The organism is Halomonas campaniensis (assembly GCF_002211105.1).
Classification (GTDB): Bacteria; Pseudomonadota; Gammaproteobacteria; order Pseudomonadales; family Halomonadaceae; genus Vreelandella; species Vreelandella campaniensis_A.
Window position 1 is genome coordinate 67,005 of record NZ_JPUA01000002.1, and the last position, 10,913, is coordinate 77,917.

Here is a 10,913-nt window from a genome sequence, read left to right on the forward strand (position 1 = left end):
AGCTATACTCTCAGCGTTTCTGAGAGTATAGATAAGATGACTAAAAGTTCAAGCAAATCAGTTATTTGCTAAAGATAACCCTAACAATAGTGATTCGCGTCACACGGCGTAAGCGAGTCCCAGATCGGCCTCTTGGCGTGCTTCCTGAACGGCATCGCGGGTAATTGATTTAGCATAGCACGCGCACTTGCCGCACTGCGTTGCGCAGCCGGTTGCCTCGCGCACTTCTCGCCAGCTGCGCGCTCCGTCGCTAACGTGCTGGCGAATTTGATGGTCGGTTACTCCCTTGCACACGCAAACGTACATGGCGACACCTCATGGAAATCATGAGATGAATGTAAATGATTCGCATACATCTTATCAAGTAGAAATCACTGCTTTTTGCTATCCATTCGTCTTAATAAGCAGGAGCAACAAAATAACGTACTGGCGTAAAAGCATTTTTCGCCACATGCCGACTGAAATTATTTTTTCGGCAAAACCACCGTTTGCGTGTTGGATGCGATATCCGGCCAGCTACGCCGCTGCTGATCGAAAACCACCCACAAGTAGCCCAAACCAAAGGCCAGCAGCGAGAGCCACGCCACCGCGCAGCGGATGAGGCATTGCTTCAGGTTCAGCGAACGGCCATCTGCCGTTTGCACCCGTAGCCGCCACGCCTGCATGCCCAAGGTCATCCCCCCGCGCGACCAGGAAAAAACAAAAAATAGCGTGACGAAAAACACCAGCATGAGGCGCAGGCTCCAAATATCACTGGCCGTAGTGCCAATCTCTTCGGGCTGCTGACCCAGCACATAGCGGAAAAACAGCATATGCACGACGGTCACCGCAATCCAAATCGCGGTGACCAAAAAGCCGTCGTACAGCATGGCGCCCAAACGGCGACCAAGGCCCGCTGGCCATACGCTGTCCAACTGAGTAAAGCGTCGTGTCTCCCTCATTCTTTCTCAGCTCCTGGGTGTTTATTAGCGGTTTTAGGCGCTAATAAGTAGCGCCACTGTGGCGGTATTAACCGTTGCGACGCAGAAAGTAGATCCCGACCCCGGCACATGCCAGTGTCGGCACCAGCACCGCCCAGACGGGCGAGAAGCCAAAAATCGTCGAGGCGGGCGCCAGCAGATCCTGAACGTACTTAAAGCTCAGCCCGGTGACAACGCCGTAAAACACCCGGGTACCGGCAGCCACGGTGCGCAGCGGGCCAAATACAAAGGAGGCGGCAATCAGCACCAGCGACCCCATGGTGAGCGGCATCAGCATCTTCTGCCAAAAATAGAGCAGTGCCTGGTCATTCTGCAGGTTCTGCTCTTCAAGGAACTGGGCATAGGCCCAAAGCTCGCTGGGCGCCTGACTCTCAATTTCGCGCAGCAGCCGCTCTAACTGGGTGGGGGTAAAGGAGGTGTCCCAGCCCATGCTTGCCGTCTGTTCGGACTCGGTGTGGTCGGCAAAAATGCGTGTGGTCGCGACATTTTCCAAGCGCCAGGCATCATCTTCCCAACGGGCGCGCTGAGCGTAAGTGGCTTCGACTAGCTGGCGGTCATCAAAACGGTAGCGGGTTAAATCAAGCACCACATCATCGGCACGAATCGCGCCGAAACGGTAGACGCTGTTGCCCTCGATCTGCCAGCCGCTGCGGCTGGTCAGCATAGCGCCTTCGCCCTGAAGCTTTTCCAGCCGCCACGCCTCGGCATACTGCTCGGTGCGCGGGCTGACATACTCGGCGACTAACAGCACTACAACGACCACCACCAGCACTGGCTTCATCACGCCCCACACAATGCGTGCCAGGGAGCGGCCCGCGGCGCGCATAACGGTGAGCTCATTGCTGGAGGCCATGCTGCCCAAGCCAATCAGTGCGCCAATCAACACCGCCACCGGGGCGTACTGATAGAAACGCCAAGGCGTGCGCATTAGCAGGTAAAGGAGTGCATCAAAGGCGGTATAGCCCGCCTGAACATCGCCTAAATCATCGATATAGGCGATGGTAATATCCAGCCCCAGCAGCACACACTGAACGACGACAATGGCCGCCAGCACGTTGCGGGCAATGTAACGATCAAGACGATCAAGCACCATTAGCGCATCCCCTTACGTTGCGAGTGCCACAGCATTAGCAGGCCCAATCCTAAGAACACTCCGTGTACCGGCCACACCCCCAACGTAGTTGGCCAGGTACCGCTGCCAGTAGCATCGACCACTGCCAGCAGCAGGCTGAGATAGGCGACGTATAAAAATACAGCGGGCAGTAGTTTGCCAAAGCGCCCCTGGCGGGGATTAACCCGGGAGAGCGGCTGCGCCATCAAGGCCAACACAAACACCATTAATGGCAGACCCGCACGCCACTGCCATTGGGCCTGGGCTCGGGGGTTGGGGTCGTTCCATAGTGCAGGCGTGGTGGCATACTCCAAGGAATCGAGCTCCTGCCGATCGCGATTCAACCCCAATCGTAACGTGTAGCGCTCAAAGGTGAGTCGCTCGGCGCTTTTATCGCCCGGCGTCACCCCATAGCGCTCACCGTCATCCAGCACCAGGAAACGGCTGCCGGTTTCGAGGCGAGTTTCCTGATAGCCCGATGCCGCCCGGGTAACGTAGTCGTGAGTGCCTTCGTCGCCGGGCTGGTTCTGCTCGTGCACCAGCACATCCTGCATCTCCGTTCCGTCGCTAGAGAAGCTGCCGATGTAAGCGGTACGACCACCGCCAAACTCTTGAAAGCGCCCTGGGGCCAGTACCGAAACGTCCAGGCGACTACGCTGCTCTTCCAGCGCAGTTTCGGTTTGCAGCGCCCCCAAAGGCGTCAACCAAAGGCTACAGACGCCTACCAACACTGCTACCACGCTGGCGGGCAGCAAGGTCACTTTCAACAGCCGAGTGGGGCTCATCCCGCAAGCGACCATCACGGTGATTTCGCTGTTCATATAGAGCTGCCCGTAAGCGAGCAGAATGCCTAGAAAAAACGACAGCGGTAGGATCAGTTCCATAAAGCCAGGCAGATGAAACATCATCAGGCTGCCCAACATGGTGACAGGGATATCGCCTTCCGCTGCGTCCGAAAAATAGCGGATAAAGCGGCTGCCCATGATCACCAACAGCAGAATGCCAGCAACCGCTGACATGGTGAGTAACACTTCGCGAGTTAGATACCGAAATAAAATCAACGCGCTCTCCGGCTAGACGTGCAGGATGCCATGCAATAAGTGTATGGCTTGGGTACACTAATCAAACTATTCACAGTCCCTTTTCAAAATCAAAAGCAACGGGGCATTATCCCGAATCCCTCGATGCTTGTCTTGTTGGAGCCGTCATGGAATTTTCCGTTCAGACCGCAAACCCAGCCAAAGCTGAAACACCTTGTCTGTTGGTGCCGGTTTTTAAAGGGGGCGACTTACTGCCCACTGTCGCCAAACTGGACGACGCCAGCGAGCGCCTGATCGGCCAATTGCTGGAGCGGGGTGACTTTGACGCCGTACTGGGTAATGTACAGATGGTGCCCTTTGCACCGGGCCTGGGCGCCGAGCGCATACTCCTGATTGGTTTGGGTGAGCGCGAAAAATGCCAGGAAGCGGCCTTTATCAAGGCGCTGGATGCGGCCATGACCGCCCTGGTGAAACTGCCCATCGACGAAGCCAGCGTGATATTTGCCGATGTTCCGTTGACTGACCGTGACCCGGCCTGGAAAGCGCGTAAGGTGATGGAAGCCGTTGAACGGGCGATTTATCGCTTTGATCAGTTCAAATCGTCGCCTGCGCCAGCCCCCAGCCTAGCCAAGCTGACGTTAATCATTAGCGATGCCGATGCTGTTGCGCAGGTGAAGCAGGGGGCGCTAGTGGGCAACGCCATTGGCCAAGGCATCAACTACACCCGCACCCTGGGCAATCTGCCCGCGAACATCTGCACGCCCCGCTATTTAGCCGAGCAGGCGCAGCAGTTGGGGCGCGACTCACAAGGCGCGCTCGAAGTCGATATTCTCGATGAAGAGGCGCTGGAAGCCCTGGGCGCAGGCTCGCTACTATCCGTAGGCCGCGGCAGCAAAGAGCCCACACGCCTGATCGTAATGAAGTACCAGGGCGCTGAAAATGCCGACGAAGCGCCCCATGTCTTGGTCGGCAAAGGCATTACCTTCGATACCGGCGGTATTTCGCTCAAGCCCGGCGAAGGCATGGACGAAATGAAGTTCGACATGTGCGGCGCGGCCAGTGTCTTCGGCACCGTGAAAGCCGTGCTGGCGATCAAACCCAAACTCAACCTGGTGTTTATCGTCGCAGCCGCGGAAAATATGCCCGACGGCCACGCCACCAAGCCCGGCGATATCATCAAAACCCTCAAAGGCCTCACCGTCGAAGTGCTGAATACCGACGCAGAGGGCCGCCTGGTGCTGTGCGATGCGCTGACCTACGCCGAGCGCTTTACCCCCGCAAGCGTGGTCGATATTGCCACCCTCACCGGCGCGGTGATTGTTGGTTTGGGCCACCACGCCACCGGCCTGCTCTCCAACGACGATGACCTAGCGCTTGATCTATTAGACGCAGGTGAAGGGGCTTGGGATCGCGCCTGGCACCTGCCACTGTGGGATGAGTATCAAGAGCAGCTTGAGTCCAACTTTGCCGACCTGGCCAATATTGGTGGCCGCCCCGCGGGCACGATTACCGCTGCGTGCTTCTTGTCACGCTTTGCCGACCACTTCCCCTGGGCGCACCTGGATATTGCCGGTACCGCCTGGCACTCCGGCAAGCAAAAAGGCGCTACCGGGCGCCCCGTTGGGCTGTTAACCCAGTATCTGCTTGACCGTGAAGCAGACGCCCAAGTAGAAAATAGCGACGTCTAACAACACAATCAGGCAATCAACGGTTGCCTTTATTTGACGCAACCGTTACACCTAAACCCATTAGCGTGTGCCTTATCTCAAGGCACACGCTACACCCACTTTAACGCTTATATTACGACGCCTATATTTGCCCTTCAGGGCTTGGATCAAGTAGAGAGAACATGCCGTGCCCACTAACTTTGAGATTTTGCCATCCAACCAGCCGATAGCCGATGAGATCCGTGACAACATTCTCAAAAACCCCGGCTTTGGCAAACACTTTACCGATCACATGGCCCATGTGCGCTGGACGGTTGACGCCGACTGGCACGGCCATCAGGTGCGTCCCTACGGCCCGCTAACCCTCGACCCGGCTGCTTCTGTACTGCATTACGGCCAGGAAATTTTTGAAGGCATTAAAGCCTATCGCCATGCCGATGGCTCGATCTGGACATTCCGCCCGGAGAAAAACGCCGAGCGCTTCCGCCGCAGTGCCCGCCGGTTAGCGCTGCCGGAACTTTCCGATGAAGACTTCATTGGCTCGCTAAAAGCGCTGCTAGCGCAAGACCAAGCCTGGGTGCCTACACCGGCTAACGCTTCTGATGAGTGCAGCCTCTATCTGCGCCCGTTTATGATCGCTTCAGAAGCCTTCTTAGGCGTTCGCCCCGCCCACGAGGTCGACTACTACGTGATCGCCTCCCCCGCTGCGGCGTACTTTAAAGGCGGCATTGCACCGGTATCGATCTGGCTCTCTTCTAACTACAAGCGCGCGGCCCCCGGCGGCACCGGCTTTGCCAAATGTGGCGGCAACTACGCTGCTTCATTGGCCGCGCAGAAAGAGGCCGAAGCCCACCAGTGTGGTCAGGTCGCGTTCCTGGATGCCGCTGAAAACAAGTGGGTGGAAGAGCTGGGCGGCATGAACTTGTTCTTCGTCTTCAAAGATGGCCGTTTGGTCACCCCACGCCTAACCGACACTATTCTGGAAGGCGTGACCCGCAACTCGGTACTGACGCTGGCCAAGGATGAAGGCCTAACGCCGGAAGAGCGCCCGATCAGCATTGACGAGTGGCGTGAAGGCGCGGCGTCCGGCGAGATCACCGAAGTATTTGCCTGCGGTACCGCTGCAGTCATTACCCCGGTGGGCGAACTGGTTTCCGAAAACGAGCGTATCAAGCTAGCCGCCGGTGGCAACAATGAGATCGCCATGCGCATTCGTACCAAGCTGCTCGACCTGCAGTACGGTCGCAGCGAAGATAAGTACGGCTGGCTAACCCAGCTGGTTTAAGCGGTTTTAAAACCAACGCTTATCTTTTCAGCACCGCCGCACTCATGCGGCGGTGCTGTTTGTCATCGACGTATCTGCAATCGTTTTACCTGGAACCGCTATGGCGCGCATTGATTTCTACATTCTGCCCGATACCACCCTGGAAGCGCGCTTGCAGTTTGCCTGCAAACTGGCCGAGACCATCTGGCGCAAAGGCTACCGCCTGCACCTACACTGCGAAGATAAAGCCCTCGCCGAGCAGGCCGATAGCGCGCTGTGGAATTTTCGCCCGGACGCCTATTTACCCCATGCCCTGGAGGATAGCGAGATGGCCACCAGCGTACCGATCACGCTAGGTTGGCAGCAGTTACCGGTGCCCACGGAAGAGACCGCACTGCTTAATCTACACCCCGAAATACCCGAAGGCGTAGAGCGCTACGCGCGAATTGCCGAGATCATTAATCAGCATCAACAAGTGCTGGTCGCCAAACGCGCCTGCTGGCAGCGCTATAAAGAAATGGGCCATGAGGTTGTGCCGCATAAGCTCGGTTAACTCATTATTTAACAACAATAACGCAACGAACGAGAGTGCCGATGCTGTCCCACGCCATTTTAGCCCGTACCCCATTGGCCGTTATCGTTATCGCCCAGCTGTTCGGCACCTCGCTGTGGTTTAGCGTTAACGGTGTTGGCTTGGCGCTGCAGGAGGCCGTGGGCCTTAGCGAAAGTGACTTGGGCCTGCTCACCATCGCCGTTCAGGCCGGGTTTATTAGTGGCACGCTGCTGATCGCTACTACTGGCCTGGCTGACCGCATTCGCGCCAGCCACCTGTTTGCGATTTCTGCCGTTCTCGGCGCACTGATCAACGCCGCCTTTATCGGCGTGGCCGAGAGCGTAACGCTCGCCGCTGTTGCACGCTTTGCAACCGGGCTCTGCCTGGCGGGCATCTACCCACTGGGTATGAAACTGGTAGTGAGTTGGACACCCAGCCACGCCGGGGCGGCGTTGGGCTGGCTGGTGGGCATGCTCACCCTGGGCATTGCCTCCCCGCATCTGCTACGCGGTTTAACGCTGAATTTACCCTGGCAGTGGCCGCTGCTGCTGGCGTCACTGCTGGCGCTGGTCGCGGCGCTAGTGATTTTCAAGCTAGGCGTTGGCCCCCACCTCCCAGCCACCGCCAAAAGCGGGCGCCCCTGGGCGGGGTTAGCGGCGTTCAGGCAGCCCCGCTTTCGTGCCGCCGCACTGGGCTATTTTGGCCACTGCTGGGAACTGTATGCGCTGTGGGCGCTGGTGCCGTTTCTGGTCGCCCGGGAGCTGGAGCGCTTGGGCGCTTCAAGCAGCGCTCAACCGTGGCTAAGTTTTGCGGTGATCGCGTTGGGCCTGCCGGGCTGCGTGCTGGCGGGCAAATGGAGCCGCCAGATTGGCAGCGATCGAGTAGCCTGCGTGGCATTGGCCACCTCCGGTGCGCTCTGTTTGGTTTATCCCCTGCTGGGCAGCGCCTCGCCCTGGCTGCTGCTGACACTTCTCGGCTTATGGGGCGTCAGCGTGATTGCCGACTCTGCGCAATTTTCTGCGCTGGCCAGCGCCACGGCTCCACCCGAGCGGCTAGGGGCGGCGCTGGCGATGATGAATGCGATCGGCTTTGGGCTGACCATTCCCTCCATCGCACTGGTCACCTCACTGTGGTCGAGCCAGTCGCTGGCGGTCATTTGGTGGCTGCTGCCGGGCCCCATTCTTGGGTTAATTGCCATGCGCGGATTTTCTGCCCATACGGTCAGTGTCGATAATCGAGCATGAGTAGCCCCTGACGATCAAGGCGCTATCGCGGTATACTCTTGCACTATATATTTTCAAACTTTGCACATTTCTCGCCAGCCGTGAGCCAACTCTCCATGGAAAAGACCTACCAACCTGAACAGATCGAAACCCGCTGGTACGAGCGCTGGGAAGCCGACAACCGTTTTGCTCCCTCCGGCCAGGGCACGCCTTTTTCGATCATGATTCCACCGCCCAATGTGACCGGCAGCCTGCACATGGGCCACGCGTTCCAGGACACCATTATGGATACCCTGACGCGCTGGAAGCGGATGCAGGGTAACAACACCCTGTGGCAGGTAGGCACCGACCACGCCGGTATCGCCACGCAGATGCTGGTGGAGCGCAAGATTGCGGCTGAAGAGGGCAAGACCCGCCACGACCTCGGCCGTGAAGCGTTTATCGACAAGGTGTGGGAGTGGAAACACGAGTCCGGCGGCCATATCACCCGCCAACTGCGCCGCATGGGCGCTAGCGTCGACTGGTCTCGCGAACGCTTCACCATGGATGACGGCTTCTACAAAGCGGTTCAGGAAGTGTTTGTGCGTCTGCACGAAGAGAAGCTGATTTATCGTGGCAAGCGTTTGGTCAACTGGGATCCCACGCTGCACACCGCCATTTCCGATCTGGAAGTGGAAAACAAAGAGCAGCAAGGCAGCTTCTGGCACTTCCGCTACCCGCTCGCAGATGGTGTCAAAACCAATGACGGCAAGGATTATCTGGTCGTGGCCACCACCCGCCCGGAAACCCTGCTGGGCGATACCGGTGTGGCAGTTAACCCGGAAGACGAGCGTTACGCATCACTGGTCGGCAAATTTATCGAACTGCCGCTGGTCGGCCGCCGCATCCCGGTGGTCGCCGACGAGCACGCCGATATGGAGAAAGGCTCCGGCTGTGTGAAGATCACCCCCGCCCACGACTTCAACGACTACGAAGTCGGCAAGCGCCAGAACCATCTGCTGATCAACGTCTTCTCCAAAAACGCGACGATTCTTGAGCAAGCCGAGATCTTCGATCTTAAAGGCCAGCCCCAGCCGGACGAAGATGCCAGCCTGCCCGCCAAATATGCAGGGCTAGACCGCTTTGAGGCACGTAAGCAGATCGTTGCCGATATGGATGCCCTGGGCCTGCTGGAGCAGGTCGAAGCCGTCAACAATACCCTTCCCTATGGCGACCGTTCCGGCGATGTCATTGAGCCGCTGCTCACCGACCAGTGGTTTGTAGCCGTGGAGTCCCTCGCCAAGCCTGCTATCGAAGCGGTGGAAAATGGCGATATCCAGTTCGTGCCCAAGAACTACGAGAACATGTACTTCGCCTGGATGCGCGACCTGCAGGACTGGTGTATCTCCCGGCAGCTGTGGTGGGGCCACCGCATCCCGGCCTGGTACGACGAGGAAGGCAATGTCTACGTTGCCCGTACGGAGATTGAAGCTCGCCAGAAGCATGAGCTCGGCCCCGACGTAACCTTGACGCAAGATGAAGACGTACTCGATACCTGGTTCAGCTCGGGCCTGTGGACGTTCGGCACCCTCGGCTGGCCGGAAGAGACGCCAGAGCTTGCGACCTTTCACCCTTCCAGCGTTCTAGTGACCGGTTTTGACATCATCTTCTTCTGGGTTGCCCGGATGATCATGATGACGCTGAAGTTCACCAAGCAAGTGCCGTTCAAGACGGTTTACGTGCACGGCTTGGTGCGCGATGGCCAAGGACAGAAGATGTCCAAGTCCAAAGGCAACGTACTCGACCCCATCGACCTGATCGACGGCATTACGCTGGAGGAGCTGCTCGAAAAGCGCACCGGCAATATGATGCAGCCGAAACAGGCCAAGGCGATTGCCAAAGCCACCAAAGAGGAGTTTAAAGACGGCATTGAAGCCCACGGCACCGATGCGCTGCGCTTTACGTTTCTCTCCCAGGCCACGACCGGGCGTGATATCAAGTTTGATATGAGCCGCCTGGATGGCTACCGCAACTTCTGCAACAAGCTGTGGAACGCCTCGCGCTACGTGTTGATGAACGCCGAAGGCGAAGACTGCGGCACTGGTGGTGAAGAGGTTGAGCTCTCTCTGGCCGACCGCTGGATTATCTCGCAGCTGCAGAAAACCGAAGCCCAGGTCACCAGGGCGATGGAGGAGTATCGCTTCGACCACGCCTCCCAAGCGCTTTATGAGTTCGTTTGGAATGAGTACTGCGACTGGTACCTGGAGCTCTCCAAGCCTGTTTTATGGGATGAAAATGCCACGGCAGAGGCGAAGCGCGGAACACGCCGCACGCTGGTGCGCGTACTCGAAGCGATTCTTCGCCTTGCCCACCCGATGATGCCTTATATCACCGAAGAGATCTGGCAGCGCGTCTCGCCGTTGGCAGGCGTGTATATGGGGGAAAATGCGTCGATCATGCTGCAAGCCTGGCCTGAAGCCGACGAGAGCAAAATCGACGACCAGGCCAGCCTGGATATCGAGTGGTTGAAAGGCGTTATCATCGCCGTGCGTAATATCCGCGCCGAAATGAACATCGCTCCCGGCAAACCGCTCGACGTGCTGCTTGCCAAAGGCAAGCCTGAAGACGCCGAGCGCCTGGAGAGCAACCGTCGCTTCCTGTCTAAACTCGCCAAGCTGGAAAGCGTTACCTGGCTTGAAAACCCAGACGACGCCCCGCTCTCAGCCACGCAGTTGGTGGGTGATATGGAAGTGCTGGTGCCGATGGCAGATCTGATCGACAAAGACGCCGAAATCGCCCGCCTCAGCAAAGAGATCGAGAAGCAGGACAAACTCATCGGCGGCATCGAGAAAAAACTCGGCAACGACGGCTTTATCGCCAAAGCCCCGGTAGCAGTGGTGGATAAAGAGCGCGGCAAGCTGGCCGAATTCCAAGCCACCAGGCAGTTGCTGGAAGAACAAAAGGCGAAGATTGAAGCGTTGTAAGGCTGGTTAGTAGGCAGTAAGTAGTTAAAACAAAAACGGCACCCGAGTGAACTGCACCCCAAAAGTTGGACGCTCATCCAACGATTGGGGTGTTTTTCATGACGAAACATAA

General features: G+C 57.7%; 9 protein-coding genes. 5 read left to right on the plus strand and 4 right to left on the minus strand.

Translation table 11 applies throughout. The features are described from left to right. Positions 1-99 precede the first annotated feature (99 nt). The 4 genes from JI62_RS01110 to lptF all read right to left on the minus strand — a co-directional run bounded on the left by JI62_RS01110 (position 100) and on the right by lptF (position 3,152). Positions 100-306: a (2Fe-2S)-binding protein gene (locus JI62_RS01110; RefSeq protein WP_088698395.1), complete on the minus strand. Its 207-nt coding sequence runs from the start codon at positions 304-306 to the stop codon at positions 100-102. Positions 307-464: 158 nt separating this feature from the next. Beyond that, a complete protein-coding gene (locus tag JI62_RS01115; RefSeq protein WP_088698396.1) occupies positions 465-941 on the minus strand; it encodes an RDD family protein in 477 nt (158 codons plus the stop codon). 67 nt (positions 942-1,008) lie between these two features. Beyond that, entirely contained in the window at positions 1,009-2,073 is a 1,065-nt protein-coding gene (gene lptG / locus JI62_RS01120) for an LPS export ABC transporter permease LptG (protein ID WP_088698397.1), read from the minus strand. Continuing rightward, positions 2,073-3,152, minus strand: coding sequence for an LPS export ABC transporter permease LptF (gene lptF, locus JI62_RS01125; protein ID WP_088698398.1), 1,080 nt, complete (start codon positions 3,150-3,152; stop codon positions 2,073-2,075). The genes lptG and lptF overlap by 1 nt, the downstream gene beginning before the upstream one ends. A 146-nt stretch (positions 3,153-3,298) precedes the next feature. On the opposite strand from lptF, the gene JI62_RS01130 reads away from it, so the two are divergent. From JI62_RS01130 to JI62_RS01150, 5 genes are all read left to right on the plus strand, one after another. Beyond that, positions 3,299-4,819: a leucyl aminopeptidase gene (locus JI62_RS01130; RefSeq protein ID WP_088698399.1), complete on the plus strand. Its 1,521-nt coding sequence runs from the start codon at positions 3,299-3,301 to the stop codon at positions 4,817-4,819. Between the two features lie 166 nt (positions 4,820-4,985). After that, positions 4,986-6,083, plus strand: a complete 1,098-nt coding sequence (locus tag JI62_RS01135) for a branched-chain amino acid aminotransferase (RefSeq protein ID WP_088698400.1) — start codon at positions 4,986-4,988, stop codon at positions 6,081-6,083. Between the two features lie 100 nt (positions 6,084-6,183). Continuing rightward, on the plus strand, positions 6,184-6,615 hold the full coding sequence (locus JI62_RS01140) for a DNA polymerase III subunit chi (protein WP_088698401.1): 432 nt from the start codon (positions 6,184-6,186) through the stop codon (positions 6,613-6,615). Positions 6,616-6,656: 41 nt separating this feature from the next. Beyond that, positions 6,657-7,859 (plus strand): MFS transporter, encoded by a 1,203-nt coding sequence (locus JI62_RS01145; protein WP_088698402.1) that lies wholly within the window; start codon positions 6,657-6,659, stop codon positions 7,857-7,859. A gap of 95 nt (positions 7,860-7,954) precedes the next feature. After that, positions 7,955-10,801 carry a valine--tRNA ligase gene (locus JI62_RS01150; RefSeq protein ID WP_088698403.1) on the plus strand — a complete coding sequence of 949 codons (2,847 nt, stop codon included), beginning with the start codon at positions 7,955-7,957 and terminating at the stop codon, positions 10,799-10,801. Positions 10,802-10,913 lie beyond the last annotated feature (112 nt).